A 19,911-nucleotide genomic window follows, 5' to 3' on the forward strand; every position below is an offset into this window, starting at 1 on the left:
GCTATTCGATCTTCACGCCGGCATCCTTCACGACCTGCGTCCACTCCTTGACCTCCGACCGGATGAACTGGCCGAATCCGTCGGGCGTGGCGGTTACGACGGTGACGCCGCGGTCCTTGAACGACTGGACGATGGCGGGCATCGCCAGGACCTTGTTGATCGCCTTGTTGAGGCGGTCGACGATCGGGGCGGGCATGCCGCGCGGGCCCACCATGCCGACCCAGCCGACGACCGACAGGGCGACACCACTCTCAGCCAGGGTCGGAACGCCGGGCGCCGCATCGGAACGCTGCGGCGACAGGAGGCCGAGTGCCTTGAGCTTGCCGCTCTGCACCAGCGGCATCGCGACGGTCGTGGTGTCGAAGGAGAGCTTCACCTCGCCGGCCACGAGGTCGGTCGCGGCGGCGGCGCTGCCCTTGTAAGGCACGTGCAGCAGGTCGGTGCCCGACTTCTTCATGAAGAGTTCGCCTAGCAGATGGTTGGTCGAGCCCATGCCGAACGAGGCGAAGGAGAGCTTGCCGGGATTAGCACGTGCCTGCGCGATCAGCTCCTGGACACTGTTGGCGGAGACCGAGGGATGCGCCACCAAGACGAAGGTGACGGTGCCGATCTCGGCGATGGGCGTGAAGTCCCTCAGCGCATCGTAGGGCGGCACGATCTTGACCGCAGGCAGGACCACCATCTCGGATCCCGTCCCCAGCAGCAGCGTGTAGCCGTCCGGCGCCGCCCGTGCGACGGAGGCCGCGCCGATCGCGCCACCAGCCCCGACGCGGTTGTCGACGACGACCGGCTGCCCCAGTTCGATCGAGAGTTCCTTGGCGATGATACGGGCCGCCGTGTCGGTGGCGCCGCCCGGGGCGAAGGCCGCCACCAGTGTGATCGGCTTCGCCGGATAGGTCGCTTGCGCGTTCGCCGGCCCTGAGAGACTCAGGGCCAGGAGCAGTATGGCAGACAGGATTCTGATCGACGACATGGAGCCTTCCCCCGTGAGAACCGGCTCAGTTGCCGGCAAACTGAAATCCTGCCGGGCATGCCGTCCCTACTGCCGCTGGCGCATGATGCGCAGGGCGGCCCGGGAGGCCTGGCGGACATGGTGCTGCGAGGCCTTGCTGGCTGCGGACTCGTCGCGTGCGCAAAGCGCCTCGTATATCCGGGTCAGCTCGTCTAGCGTTTCGGGAAGGCGGTCGGGCTCGGACAGGGACGTCCGGCGCAGCAGCACGATACGGTTGTGCAGGAGCTTGAGCATCGAGCTCAGCACCTTGTTGCCGCTGCCTTCGAGGATGACGTCGTAGAAGTCGGTGCTGAGTTCCAGCGTGCGCGAGACGTCGCCGGCCTCGGCGGCCCGCTTCAGGTTGGCGAACACGTCCTGCAGCTTGCGGACATGGGCACTGGAAGCGCGCAGCGCGAATCCCGCACAGGCCTGCGCCTCGAGGATGCCGCGCACCTCGTAGATCTCCTCGGCATCCTCGTACGAGAGGACCGAGACCACGGGACCGCGGTTGGGCACGAGCGTGACCAGCCCCTCCGCCTCGATCTGACGCAAGGCCTCGCGCAGCAGGGTGCGACTGACCCCCAGCGTCTCCATGAGCTGGCGCTCCTTCAGGCGCTCGCCCGCGTCGTACCTGCCCGACAGGATCGCCTTGCGCAGATCCTCCTCCGCCTGCTTGCGCAGCGGGGTCGCGCTTTCGGCGCCGTTCATGCCGTTATCGCTCATCGTGAGAGCTCCCCGGCCGGCGTGGTCGCGACGATCCGGGTGTAGATCTCCATCGTCCTCGCCAGTTCGCGCGCCAGCGCGTCCGGGGTGGAGCCGACCCAGTCGTAGCCCTGGGAGACGAGACGGGTGCGGAACGGCTGATCCTCGCCCAGCGTCTTGGCCACGCCGGCGAGCCGGTCGAGCAACGGGGCCGGCGTGCCCTTGGGGCCGAAGAGACCGAACCAGCCGTTGAACTCGAGCTGGGGCACGCCCTGTTCCTTGAAGGTCGGGACATCGGGCAGCAGCTGCGTGCGCTTGTCGCCGCTCACCGCGAGCAGCCGGATCCGGCCCTGCTTCGTCATCGCGTCGAGCGCGCTGGTCGTAAGAAAGACCGAGTCGACGTGCCCGGCCAAAAGGTCGGTGATGGCCTGGGCTGAGCCTTTGTAAGGAACGTGCTCGAGCTTCGCGCCGGTGGCGCCGGCCAGAACCAGCCCATAGAGATGGGCGGAGGAGCCGGCACCGAACGTGCCGTAGGTGACCGGCTTCTGCCGTGCCGCCGCGATCGCCTCCTGCAGTGTCTTCCAGGGCGACGTTGCAAGCACGGCCCATGCCGTCGCCGTCTCGGCCAGCAGCGTGGCCGGCGCGAAGTCGGCCACCGGGTCGACATCCCCGCGATGGATCAGCGGGCCGAGCGCATGGGTGCTCGAGGTCCCCAGCAGGAAGGTCGCGCCGTCCGGCTTCTGCCGCGCGACATGCCGGTTGGCGATGACGCCGTTGGCGCCGGGCTTGTTGTCGACCACGAAGGTCGTGCCCGGCAGCAGCGGCGCCGCCGCATTGGCGAACTCGCGGGCAAGCTGGTCCGCGCCGCCGCCCGGCGCGAAAGGAACGACGAGCGACACGATCGGCGGGAAGGAGGTTCCCTGCGCCCACGGCGCCGTGGGCCGGCCGAGCCCGGCCGCAGCTGCGGTCGCCGCGGCCAGGGCCGACATGTTGAAGAACCTGCGCTTCATCGTAACCTCCGGAGTTCGCCTCACACTGTGGCGATGGGCGTCAAGGGTGACCCCACCGCGCCCGGGAGATTGAGGGGCGGCGCCGTCAGCAGGAAGCGATTCCTTCCGTTCTTCCTCAGCCATCCGGCGAGGTCGCGCAGGAACCACAGCTCGCCGAGATGGATGCCGTTCTTGAACAGGCAGTGCTCGTGCAGCGGCAGCAGCGCGTGGGAGGTTTGCGGCGCATCCTTCGCCATCAGTTCGACGGCGAAATTGTCGGAAATCAGCGCCGCGATGCCGGTATCGGTGATCCAGGAGAGGAGCCGCTTGTCGCGGCCGTCGAGACCGGCACAGGAGCGTTGGAGGACCGCCGCATCGGGCTTGCCCCCCATGCCGAGGATCAGCTCGTCGAGACCGGCGTAGAAGCACACCATGTCGCCCTTCTCGATCTCGACGGCGTCCTTCTTGAGGATGCGCTGCAGATCGTCGTAGCCGACCGCATGGTTCTCCCGGCCGTAATGGTGCGCGAGATCGACCATCACGGCCCGGCCCTGGACGCCGTGGCGCGCCATGTTCTCGATACCGAGAACGTCGGCACGCGGATTCTCGTAGGTCGCCCACGCCTCGCTGCGCTCGCAGCGCTCCGCGACCGTCAGGCCATGCCGCGGGCGGTAGCCGTTGTAGAAGGTGATCTCGGGCTTGCCGCTGCCGTCGGAGTCGAACAGGCTGCCCATGTGGGCGAGCCCGTCCCACTGCGTCGAATACTGCGTGTGCAGCAATACGACATCGTCGGACACGACGTCGGTGAGCAGCGGGTTGTCGCGCTGCAGGGCGAAGCAGAAGCACTGTTCGCCCGCGCTCTTGCCGGCCCGCAGGGTCGCGAACCGCCGCGGCGGATGGCGGCTCGGATGCAGGGCGTTACCGCCGGGCAGGTCGAGCGGCAGCGACAGGCTGAACGTCTTGCCCGTCCGGGCCTCGGCCAAGCCCTTCAAAACCTGCTCTGGGCCGACCAGGTTCATCGCGCCGAGCTGGTCATCGGGACCGAACTCGCCCCAGTTCGACCCGTCCGGCCGGTGGCTCCAGCGCGCGGTCATACCTTGCCCTCGTAGCCCTGGCGCTTCGCTTCCGCGCGTTCCGCCGCCTTGGCCGCCTGCACGCTCGGGCGCTTGCCAATCCGCTCCAGGTAGGCCGAAAGGTTGGGCCACGGCGCGAGATCGATGTCGTGATAGTGCGTCCACATCGCGATCGCGTAGCAATGGGCATCGGCGATGGTGAAGACCGGACCGGTCAGGTAGTCGCGCTCCGCCAGGTGCTCGTCGAGCAGCTTCATGCGCGAAACCACGAGCTGGCGCGCCAACGGCCGGTAGTCGTCGGGCGTCGTCTTCTTGAAGAGCGGCATGAACCCGCCCTTGTGAAGGTCGGAGGCGATGAAGCTCATCCACTCCATGATGCGGTAACGCTGCAGCGTGCCCGGCGCGGCGCACAGGTCGCTGCCCGGCCGCTGGTCAGCGAGGTACTGCATGATGATGGCGCCCTCGGTGAGGTACTCGCCATTGGGCAGTTCGAGCGCCGGAACCTGTCCCTTGGGATTGACCTTGTAGTAGTCGGAACCGTCGGGAAGCAGCTTGCGCGGCACGTCGACCCAGATCAGCTCGAGCGGGACGCCGAGCTCGCGGGCGACGATGTCGACTGCAAGGGAGCAGCCGCGGACTTCATGATAGAGTTTCATGGTTTCTCATTCGGTTGGCAGATGAGGGTTAGTCGACGCGAATATTGCGTTCGGCGACGATCTTGCTGTAGCGCTCGCGTCCACGGGCAATGAGGCCGGCCAGGTCTTCCGCAGATCCGCTACCGACATCGAGACGCATGCTGGCGAACGACTTCTTGAGTTCTTCCGACAGCAACGCCTTCTTCATCGCGTCGCTCAGGGTCGCGAGCAGTTCCGGTGACATTTTGGGCGGTGCCATGACGCCGAAGAAGCCCGTGATGGCCAGATCGGGCAGTCCGGCCTCTGCCGCAGTTGGCACTCCCGGCAACTCGGGATCGCGCGTCTGACTGGTGGTGAGCAATGGAACCAGCTGGCCGGCATTGATCTGAGGCAACAAAGTCGCGGTCACTTCGTCCATCAGTTGCGCATCGCCCCGGATCATGGCGTCTCGAGCAGGCGCTGCACCCTTGTAGGGCACGTGGGTGAACTTCGTGCCGGTCGCAGACATGAAGATCTCACCCAACAGATGATTGCTCGATCCGATCCCCGCCGAGGCGAAGTTGAGCTGACCGGGCTTCTGCTTTGCGAGCGCGACGAGTTCCGCGACCGTCTTGGCGCCTGTCGCGGGCGTGGTCACGAAGAGGAACGGCTGCAGCGCGCCCACGCCAACCGGCAACAGCGTCGCCAGATACTTTTCATCCGGATAGAGCGCCGGCGCGGCGGTAAGTGTGCTGCCGCTGCCCCACAGAAGGGTGTAACCGTCCGGTTCGGCGCCCGCCACGCGCCGTGTACCGATACGTCCGCCTGCGCCCGGCTGGTTCTGGACGATGACCGGCTGCTTGAGCACTTCCGACAGAGCCTTCGCCACGACGCGCGCCGATACGTCGGATGCGCCGCCAGCTTCGAACGTGACGACCAGGCTTACAGGCCTCTCCGGATAGGCCGCGCTCGCGGAGGAGATCGCCAGCGCGCAGCCCAGGCCGATGGCGAGCAGGCCGGCAATCCGGCGCGAGACGGGCTTCATGCTGGCGGCGTTCATGGTCACGACGCCTCGGGGGCGATATCGCGCCGGCTCTCGGGCACCACCGCACGCGCCTTGGCTTCCAGCTCTTCCTGGACGAGCTGGGCCTCGACGGCGGCGCGCACCGACGGGCGGGCGGCGATCCGAGCCATGTAGGCTTCGAGCCTGGGCCAGGGTGTGACGTCGATCGCGTGCCGCTTCGTCCAGATGACGATCGCGTAGCAATGCGCGTCGGCGATGGTGAAGCGGTCGCCCACGAGATAGTCGCGATCGGCCAGATGGCGGTTCAGCCACTCCAGACGACCGGCGATGTGCTGCAGCGCGATCGGTCGATAATCGGGCGGCGTCGTCTTCTTGAAGAGCGGCATGAAGCCGCCCTTGTGCAGGTCCGACCCGATGAAGCTCATCCATTCGAGGACGCGGTACTTCTCCGCGCCCCGCGCGGTCGACGCGAGGTCGCTGTCCGGCCGCTGGTCGACCAGGTACTGCATGATCGCCAGCCCTTCGCTGAGGAACTGGCCGTCGGGCAGCTGCAGCGACGGCACCTGCCCTTTCGGATTGATCGCGTACAGGTCGGTGCCGTCGGGCAACAGCTTGCGCTGCATGTCGACCCAGACGATCTCCAGCGGGATGCCAAGCTCGCGCGCGACGATGTCGACGGCCAGTGAGCAGCCATGGGATTCATGGAAGAACTTCATGGTCGGCCGTCCCGCCTCAGGCCGCCTTGGCCTGGCGTTCCGCCTCTTCGGCGGCCTTGACGGACGGGCGTTCGGCGACGCGGGCGACGTAGGCGGCGAGGTTCGGCCACGGCGCGAGGTCGATGTCATGAAGCTTCGACCACATCAGGATCGTGTAGCAGTAGGCGTCCGCCACGCTGAAAGAGGCGCCCGTCAGGAACGGCTGCCCGGCCAGGACGCCATCGAGCCACTTGAAACGGGTGGCGAGGTTCTGCCGCGCGATCTCGCGATATTCTTGCGGCGTGGTCGGACGGAACAACGGCGTGAAGCCCTTGTGCAGCTCGGTGCCCACGAAGTTCAGCCATTCGAGGACGCGGTAGCGCGCGATGGTACCGGCGGGCGGGAGCAGTGCATTGCCCGGCTTGCCGTCGGCCAGATACTGCACGATCACCGGCCCCTCGGTCAGGAACTCGCCATCGTCGAGTTTAAGCGTGGGCACCTGCCCCTTCGGGTTGATCGCGTAGTAGTCGGAACCGTCGCGCAGCTTCTTGGCGCGAACGTCGACCCATTCGAGGGCCAGCGGGATGCCCAGTTCGCGTGCGACGATGTCGACGGCGAGGGAGCAGGCGTGAGGCGTCAGGTACAGTTTCATCTCGGTCTCGCTGTGAAGTTCCAATTCGGGGTGGTTTTCAGTTCACGGTAATCTTGCGTTCGGTCACGATGCGGCCGTAGCGCTCGCGGCCGCGGGCGATCAGCGCCGCCAGCTCCTCGGTCGAGCCGCTGCCGACATCGAAGCTCATGGCCTCGAAGGACTTGCGCAGTTCGGGCGAGGCCAGCGCCTTCTTCATCGCCGCGTTGAGCGTGGCCACGATCTCGGGCGAGGTCTTGGGCGGCGCCATCAGGCCGAAGAAACCGGTGATGGACAGGTCGGGAAGGCCCGCCTCTTTCGCCGTTGGAACGTCGGGCAGTGCGGGATCGCGAGTCTCGCTGGTCACCATCAGCGGCACGAGCTGTCCGGATTTGATCTGGGCGAGCAGCGGCGCCAGCACTTCGTCCATCAGCTGGGCGTCGCCGTTGATCACCGCGTCGCGCGCCGAGATCGATCCCTTGTAGGGGACGTGGACGAACTTCGTGCCCGTCGCCGCCATCAGGATCTCGCCCAGCAGATGGTTGCTGGAGCCGATGCCGGCAGAAGCGAAATTCAGCACGTCGGGCTTGGCACGAGCCTGGTCGAGCAGCTCTGCCAGGGTCCGCGCCCCGGTCGCCCGCGACGTGACGAACACGAAGGGCTGCAGGGCGCCAAGGCTCACCGGCACCAGGGACGTCAGGTAGGTCTGGTCGGGGTAGAGCACCGGCGCGACGGCCAGCGTGCTGCCACTCCCCCAGAGCAACGTGTAGCCATCGGGTTCCGAGGTCGCGACGCGCCGCGTTCCGATGCGTCCGCCCGCCCCTGGCTGGTTCAACACGACCACCGGCTGCCGAAGAACGTCCGAGAGGGCCTTGGCGACGACGCGCGCCGAAACGTCGGTTGATCCGCCCGCCTCGAACGGCACGACGATCGTCACCGGGCGTTCCGGATAGGTCCCGGCCATGGCCGGTCCCGAGAGGAGCAGCGCCACCGCGGCGCAGGTACGCACGACCCTTCGAAGCAACCCCGTCATAGCCACCCCATTCGCTGTTGAACGAAAGGTACGACGATTTTGTTTCAATAAACAAGTACCGTACTACAATTTTGTTGAAAGAGACCGTTCACGTAGGCGAAGATGCTGCGCATGGTCTTGGACACAGGGGGCGAATCCCGGTTCGTTCCGGGATCGGACGACGATGGAGGAGCGGATATGAAGGGTACGATTCTGGTTGGAACGGCGAGCCAGGGCTTCCTGCGCAGCGTCGACGACGGCGCGAGCTGGCACCGTCTCGGCCTCAAGGAGGCCATCGAGTTCGACGGCGTCGTGCGCAGCGTGCTCGTGCATCCGCACGATCCGAAGGTGATCCTGGCCGGTGCCGATTCAGGCTTTTGCATCAGCACCGACGGCGGCGCCCATTTCTCGCTGGTCGACTCGCCGATGAACGGTCAGGCGGTATGGTCGATCGCCATCGATCCCGCCAACCCGTCCTACATTTACGCCGGCACGGGCGCGCCTTCGCGAGCAGCCATGTTTCGGTCGACCGATGCCGGAAAGAGCTGGGAGCGCCTGTCGCCGGAAATTCCGGAGTTCTGCCAGGGCGTTAACCGTCCGCGTATTCTCACGATCTACATAAATCCGTCCGATACCGCGCAGGTCTGGTTCGGCGTCGAGGAAGGCGGCCTGTGGCGCAGCGACGACCATGGCACCACCTGGCGCCGCCTCGATCCCGAGTGCGGCATCACCAATTCCGACATCCACTGCATCTCGATGCTGCCGGCGAGCGGCCAGCAGCCGCACCGGATCTTCGTGGCGACCGTGAACTCGGTCTTCACCAGCACCGACGGCGGCAAGGCATGGACCGGTGCGGCCTCCAAGGATCGCTTCGAGGGGCTTTACTACACCCGCGCCGTCCAGCCGCTGGCCGGAGACGGTGCGCTGATGCTGGCCGTCGGCGACGGCACGCCCGGCACGAAGAGTCGCCTCTACCGGTCGACCGACCGGGGCGACAGCTGGGCCCCCGTCCTGCTCCATGCCGAGCCGAATTCGACATTCTGGGCCTTTGGCCTCCATTCCGCGGATCCAGACCTGGTGTTCGCCGGCACGAAATACGGCGACCTCTTCCGCTCGCTCGACGGCGGGCGGAGCTGGTTCAAGGAATGGCGCGCCTTCCCGGAGATCACGGCCGTCGCCTGGACTCCGTTCGAGGCCCCGGTCCGCGCCCATCCCCGCTCGATCACCTGACCCGCGCGACCGCGACGCTCCCTCTCCTCACCTGAAGATCAACGGAACATGCGCACCAACAATCTCGGCGAATTCCATATCCGCAAATGGTACCTGCAAATCGAGGATACCCTGGCCAACGAGACCGGGGAGCTGGCCGATGGCGCCCCTGTCCGCAAGATCGTCATCGGGGCCGCCCTGCACAATCCGTATGCCGGCCGGTTCGTCGGTGATCTTGGCAGCTCGGTGCGGGCCTCCGAGGCGCTCGGCCGCGAATTCGGGCGGCGCATCCGCGAGACCATCGGCAATGCGCAGGTCGCGAGCTACGGCAAGGCCTGCCTGGTGGGCGCGGCCGGCGAATACGAGCACGGCAACGCGCTGCTGACGACGGTGTTCGCCGACCCCGTGCGCGATGCGATCGGCGGGGCGAAGTCCTGGATTCCGTCGACCGGGAAGCGCGGCGCGCCGGGTGCGTCGATCGACATTCCGCTCGCCCACAAGGACGAGCTCTATGTACGCTCGCACTACGACACGATCAGCGCCATGTTCGCGGATGCCCCCAACGCGGACGAGATCGTCATCGCCTTCGCGTGCGCAACGCGCGGGCGTCTGCATGCACGACTCGGCGGTCTTTCCGCCGAAGCGTCACATGCCGCCTGACAGGAGAGGATCGCATGACGACCATTGACGACGGATCACGGGAGTACAGGGTCCGCACCCGCGACGGCCTGTCGCTGCGCGTGCTGGAATGGGGGGATCCCGCGGCCGCGCCCATCGTCATGCTCCACGGAATCAGGGGCTACGCCCGTACGTTCGGCCCGCTGGCGCAGGCACTCCAGCCCGGCTTCCGTACCATCGCCTGGGACCAGCGCGGCCGCGGCGCCAGCGACTGGGACCCGGCGGGCAACTACTATAACGACAGCTATGTCCGCGACATCGAAGACGTGGTGGAGCATCTCGGCCTCACCCGCTTCGACCTGCTCGGCCATTCGATGGGCGGTATTGCGGCCTATGTCTATGCGGCGACACATCCCGACCGGATCCGGCGGCTGATCATCGAGGATGCCGGCCCGGGCGCCTCGGAAGACAGCGCCGGCTCCGCCCGCATACGCCAGGAACTGCTCTCGGCCCCCCGCTCCTTCGAAAGCTGGGACGCCGCCGTCACATTCATGCGCAACCTGCGACCGAGCGTCACCGAGGAAGCGCGCCTCGACCGGCTGCGCAACATGCTGAAGCAACATCCCGACGGCACATGGGGCTGGCAATACGACCATGACGGCATCGCGCGCGCCCGCCTCGATCCAGACCCGTCCCGCCGGGTCGACCTGTGGCCGCATGTCGATGCCCTGCGCGCGCCCACACTGGCGCTGCGCGGCGGCCGCTCCGACTACTTCAGGCGCGAGACCGCCGAGGAGATGGCTGCGCGCAACCCGCTGGTACGCTGGAAGGAAGTGGCCGATGCCGGCCACTACATCCACGACGACCAGCCCGAGGTCGTGAAGGCTCTCGTCGCGGGCTTCCTCGCCGAAGCTGACGAAGCGCGCTGACGCTCAGAGCACCTTGCCGGTGCTGTCGTCGATCAGATGCATGTTGCTGAGGTCGGCCCTCAGCTTCATGGACTGTGCCGCCGCCGCTCCCGCGTTGGGATTGACGCGGCCGCACACCTCCCGGCCGTTCACCGTGAAATAGACCAGCGTCTCCATGCCCATCGGCTCGACGACGTCGATCAGCATGTCGAAATCGTGCTGGTTCGATTCAGTGTGCGGCTTGGTCTCGGTGATGTGCTCGGGACGCAGGCCCAGCATCAGGCTGGGCTTCCCGATATAGGGCGTGTAGCGGGCCGTGCGGTCGGCCGGCACCGGGAAGGACAGCGTATCGTTCAACCGCACGCGGAGGGCGCCTGCCGCCTGCTCGAGCTGGCACGTGATGAAGTTCATGGCCGGCGAGCCGATGAAGCCCGCGACGAACTTCGTCGCCGGCGAATGGTAGAGATCGTTCGGCGAGCCGACCTGCTCGATCAGGCCGCCGTTCATCACCACCACGCGGTCGGCCAGGGTCATCGCCTCAACCTGGTCGTGGGTCACGTAGACCGTCGTGGTGCGGACCTTCTGGTGCACCTTCTTGATCTCGGTGCGCATCTGTACCCGCAGCTTGGCGTCAAGGTTCGACAGCGGCTCGTCGAACAGGAACACCTTCGGATCGCGCACGATGGCGCGGCCCATGGCGACACGCTGGCGCTGGCCGCCGGAGAGCTGCTTGGGCTTGCGGTCGAGCAGCTCGGTGATGTCGAGGATCTGCGCCGCCTGCTTCACCCGCTGGTCGATCACGTCCTTCGGCGTCTTCTTGAGCTTCAGGCCGAACGACATGTTCTCGTAGACGTTCATGTGCGGATAGAGCGCGTAGTTCTGGAAAACCATGGCGATGTCCCGGTCCTTCGGCGGCACGTCGTTGACGACGTCGCCGCCGATCGCGATGTCGCCGCCGCTGATCTCCTCGAGCCCCGCGATCATGCGGAGCGTCGTGCTCTTGCCGCAGCCCGACGGACCGACCAGGACGATGAACTCCTTGTCGGAAATATCGAGGTCGATGCCGCGGACGGCGAGGACTTCGTCGTACTTCTTGACGACTTTACGCAACGTTACCTGAGCCATGTGTCGACTATCCCTTTGTCGCGCCCGCGGTCAGACCCGCAATGTAGTAATCCATGAGGAAGGCGTAGATGATGAGCGGAGGCGCCGCGCCGAGCAGCGCGCCGGTCATGATCTGACCCCAGTTGAAGACGTCGCCCTTGATCAGCGTCGTGATGATGCCCACCGGCAGAACCAGCTCGCTGGTAGAGGTTGTAAAGGCCAGCGGATAGAGGAACTGCGCCCAGGCGACGGTGAAGGTGAAGATCGTCGCCGCGATAATCCCCGGCAGGGCCACCGGGATGAAGATCTTGGTCAGGGTCTGCATCCAGGTGGCGCCGTCGATCAGGGCCGCCTCGTCGAGTTCCTTGGGGATCGACGCGAAGTAGCCGATCATGATCCAGGTGGCGAACGGCACTGTCAGCGTCGGGTAGAGGATGATCATCGTCCACCAGTGGTTCATCAGCTGGACGCCGAAAACCTCGTTCACCCACGCGAACATCTTGAACAGCGGGATGAACAGCAGCGTTTCGGGGATCAGGTATGTGAGGAACACGCCGGTCGCCAGCGTGGCGGAGCCCCAGAATTTCATGCGGGCGAGCGCGAAGGCCGCGATCACGCTGATCAGCATGGTCAGGATGACGACGCAGATCGACACGATCGCCGAGTTCCGGAAGAAGACGAGGAACTGGTTCTGCGAAAGGAGATCGATGTAGTTCTGCAGCGTCGGATTGCTGATCCACCAGGGATTGGATGCCGCCGAGATCTCCGCGCTGGTTTTCAGCGAGGTGATCAGCATGTAGACCGGCGGCATCAGGAAGAAGATGGCGAACAGCACGAGGAAGAAATAGGACCAGCGCAGCGCCCAGGTCCGGTCGCGACTCATGCTGCCGTACTTGGGACGGGTCGGCTCCCCGGTGGCGATTGCGGCGTTTGCCATCAGACTTCACTCCCCCGCTTGGTGATGTCGCGCAGGATGAAGGTCGCGGCGACGGCCAGGATGGGCACCATGAACAGCGACACGGCGGCGCCGAGCGGGATGTCTCCGCCCTCGATGCCGACGCGGAAAGCCCAGGTGCCGAAGATGTGGGTGCTGTTGAGCGGACCGCCCGCCGTCAGCACGCGCACGATGTCGAAGTTGGCGAAGGTGACGATCAGTGAGAACAGCGCGGTGATCGCGATGATGTTGCGCATCATCGGCAGGGTCACGTACCAGATGCGCTGCCACCAGGTCGCGCCGTCGATCGAGGCAGCCTCGTAGAGCTGCTCGGGCACCGATTTCAGCGCCGCGAGATACATGATCATGAAGAACGGCGAGCCGATCCAGACATTGACGAGGATGACCGAGAAGCGCGCCCATCCCGCCTCGCCTGTCCACGGAATGCCCTCGAACCCGAAAATCGCCAGGAGCCAGTTGAGAGCGCTGTAGGAGGGATCGAACAGCCACAGCCAGGCCAGTGTGCTCATGGCCGGCGGAATGACCCACGGGACCAGCAGCATGCCGCGCCACTTGCGCTGTCCCTTGGCCGGAATGTTGTGGACGAAGTGCGCGACCACGAAGCCGATGATCGCCTTGAAGATCACCGCGGTGATGGCGAACAGGCAGGACTGGTAGACGACCAGCCAGAACGTGTCGCGGCCGAACAGGAACTCGAAGTTCCCGAAGCCGACGAAGCGCGTCATGCCCTTGTTGAGGGTGGCCAGGTAGACCGCATAGCCCGCCGGATAGGCGACCAGGATGAGGATCAAGAGGATCAGTGGCAGCGCCATCAGGAAGGCGATGGTCGACTTGCGCTGCATGAGCTTGTGCAGGCTGCTGCGCTGCTGTGTCGGGTGCCCGGCCGGGTTGCGGGCGGCGATGTCTGCCATCGGGTACTCCAGGCCCCGTCGGGCCATGCGGGAAACGCCAAGTTGAAACAGCTACGAGACCTACGCCGGACCGGCACGCCGTGTCGGAAGCGGCGGCCGCCCTGCCACCCGGCAGGACCGCCCACCATTTCCTCCCGAACCGGCCCTGCAGGCCGATTCCGGGACCGCTCTCGGAGCCGCCCGCCGGTCCCACTCGAAGGGACCGGCGGGTGGACTCGCATCAGTTGCGGGTGAAGCCCTCGAGCTCCTTGGCCGCCCAGTCGATGGTCTTGTCCATCGCTTCGCCCTTGGCGTAGCGCACGACCATCTGGGTCTGGATGGCCTGGGTGTAGATCTGCTCGGCGATCTTGTGCGGCGCGGGCGCGGCGGCGATCGAGAGCGTCTGGTGGTTGTGCGGGTTCGGGTAGTGATACAGCGTGCCCTTGGGCGGCCCCTCTTCAGACCAGACCTTGAAGGTGGTCAGCTTCTCGAACGACGGCAGGTCGTAGCCCTGCGAGGCGTTGGTCATCTTCTCTGCGGAGCTGGCCTGCGAGAGGAAGGTGATCAGGCTCTTGGCCGCCGACTGGTTCTTGCTGAAGTTCCAGATGCCCCAGAAGTACGGCAGGAACGGCGCGTAGCGGCCCTTCGGTCCCATCGGGAAACCGTGCGTCCAGAGCTGCTCGGCGATCTGTGGTGCGTCGCGCTTGGCAACGGCCCAGGCGCTGGGCGGGTTCATGATCAGCGAGCCTTGACCCGACACCAGGAACTTGTTGTTCGAGGCATCGTCCCACGACGGCACGTCGGGCGGCAGGAACTGCATCAGCTTCTTGTAGTAGTCGAGCACCTGGCGGACCTGGTCGTTCTTCACGACGATGTCGCCCTTGGCGTTAACGAGCTGGGCGCCGAAGGCGTGGAACAGCGCGCCGGCCGTGTCGACATTGTCCGACGTCGTGCCGAGGCCGATGCCGAACGGGTTGCCGCCCTTCTGGCAGGCTTCCGCCGCCGTGAGGAAATTGTCGAGGGTCCAGGCGTCGGCCTTGGGTGCCTGGCCGGCCGGGTACATCGCCTGGATGTCGATGCCGGCATGCTTCTTCAGAAGGTCGATGCGCGAGCACGGTCCCTTGATCTGGCTGCCCGCTGTGGCCGGCACGGCAAGCCACTTGCCGTTGAGCTTGCCGAGATACTCGACGGTGCCATTGACCGCGCCGTTCTCCTTGATGAGCGGTTCCATGACGTCGTTCATGGCGACAAGCTGCTCGGAATAGCGCGCCGGCAGCCAGGTCGAGAAGGCGAGCACGTCGTGGCCGGACTTTGCCTGGCCCTCGGCGGCGGTGGTCAGCAGCAGCTTGTTGCCCTGCGAGGTGATGAAGTCCATCTGGACTTCCACCTTGTTCTTCTCGCCCCACTCCTTGCAGAGTTCTTCGGTAGCCTTGTTCGCACCGGGGACCCAGTGGTCCCAGAAGCCGCAGGTGAGTTTGCCGGCAGCGTAGGCGCCGCGGACAAACGGCGCAGCCACGAACGCTGCAGAAGCCGCGGCGGTACCGGCCACGAATCGACGACGATTGACCTTCCTCGAGACCATGTTTCCTCCTCAGAGCCGTTTCGTACGGCCGATTGACCCGGGCCTGCTTTGACGCAAAGGCAATGGCTCTCATTCGGAGCCTTGAGGCGATGCTATGCACAAGAAGCCGGGCAAGCAACGCATTTTGACATGAGAGACAGATTCGCGATCGATTTGACAGGCCAGCGAGAGCCTTGGATGCTCCGCGCCCCAAGTCGGAGCGAGGCCTGCAATTCCTGCGAGAAGTTGCTGTGAATTACCCTCGCCCCATCAAGATCGCCGGAATTCCCGGCCACCTGTTCTGAAAGAAGCGTTCGCTGCTTATGAATACCGTTCCGACACCGAATCCCTGGCTCGCCGCCGTCGCCCCTTCGCCCATCGGAGAGACCAAGCGCTGGGTGCTGGGTCGCACCTTCCCCGCCGACCGCCCGCTGATCGATCTCAGCCAGGCCGTGCCGGGCTATCCCCCCGCGCTCGAACTGCGCCAGCATCTGGGCGAGCTGTTGCTCGATCCGACGATGCATGGCTATACGCCGATCCTCGGCCTGCCGGTTCTGCGCGAGGCCTATGCGGGCCATCTTTCCGACTTCTATGGTGCGCCCGTCACACCCGCCGAAGTCGGCATCACGTCGGGTTGCAACCAGGCCTTCTGCCTCGCGCTGATGAGCATCGCCAAGGCGGGCGACCAGGTGATCGTGCCACGGCCGCACTACTTCAATCACGATATGTGGATGCGCATGCAGGGAGTCGAGCCGGTGCCGCTCGACTTCCGGCCGGGCTCCGGCGCGGTGCCGAGCGCCGAGGATGCGGCGAAGCTGATCGGGCCGCGCACCCGCGCGATCATCCTGATCTCGCCCAACAATCCGACGGGCGCGGTCTATCCGCCCGAGACGATCCATGCCTTCTTCGAACTCGCGAAGAAGCATGGCATCGCGCTGCTGCTCGACGAGACCTACAAGGACTTCCTGCCTCAAGGCGAGCGTCCGCACGATCTCTTCAGCCGGCCGGACTGGCGCGGCACCCTGGTGCACCTCTACAGCTTCTCGAAGGTGTTCGCGCTGACCGGTTATCGCGTCGGCGCCGTCACCGCGGGCACCGAACTGATGGCGGAGATCGAGAAGGCGATGGACTGCGTCTCGATCTGCCCACCGCGGCTTGCGCAGGAGGCGGCGCTGTACGGCTTGCGCAACCTGCTGCCGTGGGCGCGGAACAATACCGCCGGCCTCAAGGCACGGGCCGACCTGCTGGGCCAGGGGCTCGAACGCTCCAACAGCTGGCGCCTCGTCAGCATCGGCGCCTACTTCGCCTACGTGGAGCATCCTTTTGCCGGCACCGCTTCCACCGAAATCTCCAAGCGCATGGCCGACGAGGAGAACCTGCTCACCATCCCCGGCGACATGTTCGGCGCCGGCCAGGAGCGCTTCATCCGCCTCGCCTTCGCCAACGTCACCGACGACAAGATCCCGCTGGTGCTGGAGCGGCTGGAGCGGTTCGGCGTGTAGGGAGGATGCTGCGCGTCACGCCTTGCGCAGGATCTTCTCCATCGCCTTTCCCTTCGCCAGTTCGTCGACGAGTTTGTCGAGGTAGCGGATCTCGCGCATGATCGGCTCCTCGATCTCCTCGACGCGGACGCCACAGACCACGCCCTTGATGAGGGTGCGGGAGGGGTTGGGCTTGGGCGCTTTGGCGAAGAAGGTCTCGACGTCGACCTTCTTACTCAACTGGGCCTCGAGCGCCCTTGTGCCGTAGCCGGTGAGCCAGCCGATGACATGGTCGACCTCGGCCCTGGTGCGGCCCTTCCGCTCCGCCTTCGCGACCAGGGCGGCGTAAACCTTCGCGAAGCCCATCGTGTAGATGCGATGCTTTGCCATGGCCGCGATGCTAGCCTATCGCGCGCCGCCATCAACGCTGCGAAGAGGAACGCGCCATGCCGCACGCCACGACGCCCGACGGGGTGAAGCTCTACTACGAGGAAGCCGGCAGCGGCACGCCGATCCTGTTCGTCCACGAATACTGCGGCGACTGGCGCGCCTGGGAGCCGCAGATGCGCTTCTTCGCCCGTCGTCACCGCTGCATCACCTATTCCTTTCGCGGCTATCCCGGTTCCGACGTGCCGCCGAACGGCGACATGTACGGTCAGCAACATGCCGTCGACGATGCCCTGCACATGCTGGACCACCTGAAGGTCCCGAAGGCGCATATCGTTGGCCTGTCGCAGGGAGCCTTCGCGACGGCCCATTTCGGCAGATGCTATGCCAACCGCGCGCTCTCGCTGACGCTCGCAGGCGTGGGGTCCGGCGCCGGCCGCGACGGGCACGAGCAGTTCAAGAAGGATGCCGTGACGACGGCCGCTCTGATCCGCAAGGACGGCATGGCGAAATACGCCGAAAGCCTCACGACCAATCCCACCCGCTCGCGCTTCAGGTTGAAGGATCCGCGCGGCTTCGACGAGTTCACGAAGCATCTCTCCGAGCACCCCGCGGTCGGCGCCGCCAACACCATGGAGAATTACCAGGGCAAGCGGCCGTCGCTCTATGACTTCGAGGCGGACTGGAAGAAGCTCGGCCTGCCGACGCTGATCATCTGCGGTGACGAGGACGATCCCTGCCTGCAGCCCAGCCTGTACCTGAAGCAGGTCCTGCCCAATGCCGGCCTCGCGATGTTCGCCAAGACCGGACACGCGGTGAATCTGGAGGAGCCGGACGCCTTCAACCGCGAACTCTGGAACTTCATCGTGCTGGCGGAAGCCGGCAAATGGACGCCCCGGCAACCGGCAACGAAGGACGCCGGCCTTATTTGACCGTCACCGCGTGATTGAGCGGGCCATGGCCGCGACCGAAACCGGGCGCGGTCTCGATGGCCCTGCGGACATAGTCCCGCGCGCGCGCAACGGCATCACGCAGTGTCATCTTCTGCGCCAGGCCCGCCGCAATGGCCGAGGCCAGCGTGCAGCCCGTGCCATGGGTACTGCGACTCACGATCCTTGCGTCCTCGAACCGGTCGAACCTTCCATCGTGGAACAGCAGGTCTACGACGCGATCGCCTTCGAGATGGCCGCCCTTCATCAGCACTGCGCCGGCGCCTAGTTCCACCAGCCGTTGGGCAGCGCGCTTCATGTCGGCCTCGACCCTCACCGCAAAGCCCACCAGCACTTCCGCCTCGGGCAGGTTCGGCGTGACGAGTGCCGCCATCGGCAGCAGCGTGTCGCGCAGCGCGGCTTCGGCTTCGGTCAGCAGAAGCCGGTGCCCGCCCTTGGCCACCATCACCGGATCGACGACCAGCGGCACGCCGGGCGCATGCCGGGCGATTCCCGCCGCCACCACGCCGATCACCTCGGCGCTGTGCAGCATGCCTGTCTTCAGCGCGTCGGCCCCGATGTCGCTCAGCACGACCTCGATCTGCTGCGCGATGAAGGCGGGCTCGATCCCGACCACGCCATGCACGCCCTCGGTGTTCTGGGCGGTGAGCGCCGTGATGGCCGTCGCCGCGAAACCGTTCATCGCGGTGACCGCCTTGATATCGGCCTGGATACCGGCCCCGCCGCCTGAGTCCGACCCGGCGACGATCAGAACGCGGCCCTTCATGCGGCCTGCCGGGGGATCGCGTCGATGATCTGGTCGACCACGCTGCGCACCAGCTCCGAATCGTCGCCCTCGGCCATTACGCGGATGAGCGGCTCGGTGCCCGACTTGCGCACCAGGATGCGCCCGCCCTTGCCGAGCTTCTCTTCTCCCGAGGCGATGGCCTTGGCGACGGAGGCGGCATCGAGCGCGGCCGCCGCGTCGGAGACCCGGATGTTCTTGAGCAGCTGCGGCACGGGCTCGAAGGCGCGGAAGAATTCGCTGGCCGGACGCTCGCATCGGATCAGCGCGCACAGCGCCTGCAGCGCCGCCATCAATCCGTCGCCGGTCGTGGCGTAATCCGTCATGATGATGTGGCCCGACTGCTCGCCGCCCAGGTTGAAGCCGTCTGCTCGCATGCGCTCCAGCACGTAGCGGTCGCCGACCTGGGTGCGCACGAGCGTCAGGCCCCGCGCGTGGAGGTGGCGTTCCAGCCCGAGGTTGGACATGACCGTCGCCACCACGCCGCCGCCGGACAGCAGACCGCGCTGCTGCCATTGATCGGCGATCGTGGCCATGAGCTGGTCGCCGTCGATGACCGCGCCGGTCTCGTCGACCAGGATGACGCGATCGGCATCGCCGTCGAGGCCGATGCCGATATGGGCATGGTGCGCGATGACCTGCTCCTGCAGCACGCCGGGATGGGTCGAGCCGCAATTGCCGTTGATGTTGAATCCGTCCGGTGCGACGCCGACGCGAACCACCTCGGCGCCGAGCTCGGTGAGCACCGTGGGCGCCACCTTGTAGGCAGCCCCATTGGCGCAATCGACCACGACCTTAAGGCCGCTGAGGTCGAGGCCGCGTGGCGCCGATGCCTTGACGGACTCGATGTAGCGGCCCTGCACGTCGTCGAGTCGTTTGGCGCGACCGATCGCGGCGGCATCGGCGAGGACGAGGTCCGAATGCTGCATGACCAGCGCCTGGATCTCGCTTTCTACGGCATCCGACAGCTTGAAGCCGTCCGGGCCGAACAGCTTGATGCCGTTGTCTTCGTAGGGATTGTGCGAGGCCGAGATCATCACGCCGACGTCGGCGCGCATCGACCGCGTCAGGAAGCCGACCGCGGGCGTGGGAATCGGACCCAGCAGGAACACGTCGACCCCAACCGAGAGGAAGCCGGCCGTCAGGGCCTGCTCCAGCATATAGCCCGACAGGCGCGTGTCCTTGCCGATGACGGCACGATTGCGATGGGCGCCGCGGTGGAAGACCTGTCCTGCGGCCATGCCTATGCGCATCGCCATCTCGGCGGTCATCGGAGCGGTGTTTGCACGACCGCGAACGCCGTCGGTGCCGAAGAGTGAACGAGCCATTACTGCAA

Annotated in this window: 21 protein-coding genes; 5 read left to right on the forward strand and 16 right to left on the reverse strand. The window is 66.0% G+C overall.

What is annotated here, in order from left to right; all coding sequences use genetic code 11:
* Position 1: 1 nt before the first annotated feature.
* From ACO07I_RS06105 to ACO07I_RS06145, 9 genes are all read right to left on the reverse strand, one after another.
* Positions 2 to 973: a Bug family tripartite tricarboxylate transporter substrate binding protein gene (locus ACO07I_RS06105; RefSeq protein WP_422015341.1), complete on the reverse strand. Its 972-nt coding sequence runs from the start codon at positions 971 to 973 to the stop codon at positions 2 to 4.
* A gap of 66 nt (positions 974 to 1,039) precedes the next feature.
* On the reverse strand, positions 1,040 to 1,714 hold the full coding sequence (locus ACO07I_RS06110) for a GntR family transcriptional regulator (protein ID WP_422015343.1): 675 nt from the start codon (positions 1,712 to 1,714) through the stop codon (positions 1,040 to 1,042).
* A complete protein-coding gene (locus ACO07I_RS06115; protein ID WP_422015345.1) occupies positions 1,711 to 2,703 on the reverse strand; it encodes a tripartite tricarboxylate transporter substrate binding protein in 993 nt (330 codons plus the stop codon). The genes ACO07I_RS06110 and ACO07I_RS06115 overlap by 4 nt, the downstream gene beginning before the upstream one ends.
* A 20-nt stretch (positions 2,704 to 2,723) precedes the next feature.
* Positions 2,724 to 3,776 carry a cyclase family protein gene (locus tag ACO07I_RS06120; RefSeq protein WP_422015347.1) on the reverse strand — a complete coding sequence of 351 codons (1,053 nt, stop codon included), beginning with the start codon at positions 3,774 to 3,776 and terminating at the stop codon, positions 2,724 to 2,726.
* Positions 3,773 to 4,411, reverse strand: coding sequence for a glutathione transferase GstA (gene gstA, locus ACO07I_RS06125; protein ID WP_422015349.1), 639 nt, complete (start codon positions 4,409 to 4,411; stop codon positions 3,773 to 3,775). The genes ACO07I_RS06120 and gstA (ACO07I_RS06125) overlap by 4 nt, the downstream gene beginning before the upstream one ends.
* 28 nt (positions 4,412 to 4,439) lie before the next feature.
* Positions 4,440 to 5,429 carry a Bug family tripartite tricarboxylate transporter substrate binding protein gene (locus ACO07I_RS06130; protein WP_422015351.1) on the reverse strand — a complete coding sequence of 330 codons (990 nt, stop codon included), beginning with the start codon at positions 5,427 to 5,429 and terminating at the stop codon, positions 4,440 to 4,442.
* Between the two features lie 2 nt (positions 5,430 to 5,431).
* Entirely contained in the window at positions 5,432 to 6,109 is a 678-nt protein-coding gene (gstA, locus tag ACO07I_RS06135) for a glutathione transferase GstA (protein WP_422015353.1), read from the reverse strand.
* A gap of 16 nt (positions 6,110 to 6,125) precedes the next feature.
* On the reverse strand, positions 6,126 to 6,740 hold the full coding sequence (gene gstA / locus ACO07I_RS06140) for a glutathione transferase GstA (protein ID WP_422015355.1): 615 nt from the start codon (positions 6,738 to 6,740) through the stop codon (positions 6,126 to 6,128).
* Positions 6,741 to 6,777: 37 nt separating this feature from the next.
* Entirely contained in the window at positions 6,778 to 7,725 is a 948-nt protein-coding gene (locus ACO07I_RS06145) for a Bug family tripartite tricarboxylate transporter substrate binding protein (RefSeq protein WP_422015357.1), read from the reverse strand.
* A 201-nt stretch (positions 7,726 to 7,926) separates the two neighbouring features.
* Here ACO07I_RS06145 and ACO07I_RS06150 point away from each other — a divergent pair, with 201 nt between their 5' ends.
* Genes ACO07I_RS06150 through ACO07I_RS06160 form a run of 3 tightly spaced genes read left to right on the forward strand, consistent with a single transcriptional unit; the run spans position 7,927 to position 10,484 of the window.
* Positions 7,927 to 8,958, forward strand: a complete 1,032-nt coding sequence (locus ACO07I_RS06150; RefSeq protein WP_422015359.1) for a WD40/YVTN/BNR-like repeat-containing protein — start codon at positions 7,927 to 7,929, stop codon at positions 8,956 to 8,958.
* A gap of 48 nt (positions 8,959 to 9,006) precedes the next feature.
* Positions 9,007 to 9,597, forward strand: a complete 591-nt coding sequence (locus tag ACO07I_RS06155; protein WP_422015361.1) for an amino acid synthesis family protein — start codon at positions 9,007 to 9,009, stop codon at positions 9,595 to 9,597.
* A 14-nt stretch (positions 9,598 to 9,611) separates the two neighbouring features.
* Positions 9,612 to 10,484, forward strand: coding sequence for an alpha/beta fold hydrolase (locus ACO07I_RS06160; RefSeq protein WP_422015363.1), 873 nt, complete (start codon positions 9,612 to 9,614; stop codon positions 10,482 to 10,484).
* Between the two features lie 3 nt (positions 10,485 to 10,487).
* On the opposite strand, the gene ACO07I_RS06165 is transcribed toward ACO07I_RS06160, so the two are convergent.
* From ACO07I_RS06165 to ACO07I_RS06180, 4 genes are all read right to left on the reverse strand, one after another.
* Positions 10,488 to 11,588, reverse strand: coding sequence for an ABC transporter ATP-binding protein (locus tag ACO07I_RS06165; RefSeq protein WP_422015365.1), 1,101 nt, complete (start codon positions 11,586 to 11,588; stop codon positions 10,488 to 10,490).
* 7 nt (positions 11,589 to 11,595) lie between these two features.
* Positions 11,596 to 12,504, reverse strand: coding sequence for a carbohydrate ABC transporter permease (locus tag ACO07I_RS06170; protein ID WP_422015367.1), 909 nt, complete (start codon positions 12,502 to 12,504; stop codon positions 11,596 to 11,598).
* A complete protein-coding gene (locus tag ACO07I_RS06175; protein ID WP_422015369.1) occupies positions 12,504 to 13,433 on the reverse strand; it encodes a carbohydrate ABC transporter permease in 930 nt (309 codons plus the stop codon). The genes ACO07I_RS06170 and ACO07I_RS06175 overlap by 1 nt, the downstream gene beginning before the upstream one ends.
* A gap of 220 nt (positions 13,434 to 13,653) precedes the next feature.
* On the reverse strand, positions 13,654 to 14,994 hold the full coding sequence (locus ACO07I_RS06180) for an ABC transporter substrate-binding protein (RefSeq protein ID WP_422015371.1): 1,341 nt from the start codon (positions 14,992 to 14,994) through the stop codon (positions 13,654 to 13,656).
* Positions 14,995 to 15,296: 302 nt separating this feature from the next.
* Here ACO07I_RS06180 and ACO07I_RS06185 point away from each other — a divergent pair, with 302 nt between their 5' ends.
* Positions 15,297 to 16,475, forward strand: a complete 1,179-nt coding sequence (locus tag ACO07I_RS06185; protein WP_422015373.1) for an aminotransferase — start codon at positions 15,297 to 15,299, stop codon at positions 16,473 to 16,475.
* A gap of 15 nt (positions 16,476 to 16,490) precedes the next feature.
* Here the strand turns inward: ACO07I_RS06185 and ACO07I_RS06190 are convergent, their stop codons facing one another.
* A complete protein-coding gene (locus ACO07I_RS06190; protein ID WP_422015375.1) occupies positions 16,491 to 16,844 on the reverse strand; it encodes a DUF2200 domain-containing protein in 354 nt (117 codons plus the stop codon).
* A 56-nt stretch (positions 16,845 to 16,900) separates the two neighbouring features.
* On the opposite strand from ACO07I_RS06190, the gene ACO07I_RS06195 reads away from it, so the two are divergent.
* Positions 16,901 to 17,773, forward strand: a complete 873-nt coding sequence (locus tag ACO07I_RS06195) for an alpha/beta fold hydrolase (RefSeq protein ID WP_422015377.1) — start codon at positions 16,901 to 16,903, stop codon at positions 17,771 to 17,773.
* Here the strand turns inward: ACO07I_RS06195 and thiD are convergent.
* Entirely contained in the window at positions 17,766 to 18,557 is a 792-nt protein-coding gene (gene thiD, locus ACO07I_RS06200; RefSeq protein ID WP_422015379.1) for a bifunctional hydroxymethylpyrimidine kinase/phosphomethylpyrimidine kinase, read from the reverse strand. The two genes, ACO07I_RS06195 and thiD, sit on opposite strands and share 8 nt — an antisense overlap.
* Positions 18,554 to 19,903 (reverse strand): phosphoglucosamine mutase, encoded by a 1,350-nt coding sequence (gene glmM / locus ACO07I_RS06205; protein ID WP_422015381.1) that lies wholly within the window; start codon positions 19,901 to 19,903, stop codon positions 18,554 to 18,556. The genes thiD and glmM overlap by 4 nt, the downstream gene beginning before the upstream one ends.
* Positions 19,904 to 19,911 lie beyond the last annotated feature (8 nt).

Origin of the sequence: Reyranella sp., assembly GCF_965227665.1 — a bacterium.
Taxonomy (GTDB): Bacteria; Pseudomonadota; Alphaproteobacteria; order Reyranellales; family Reyranellaceae; genus Reyranella.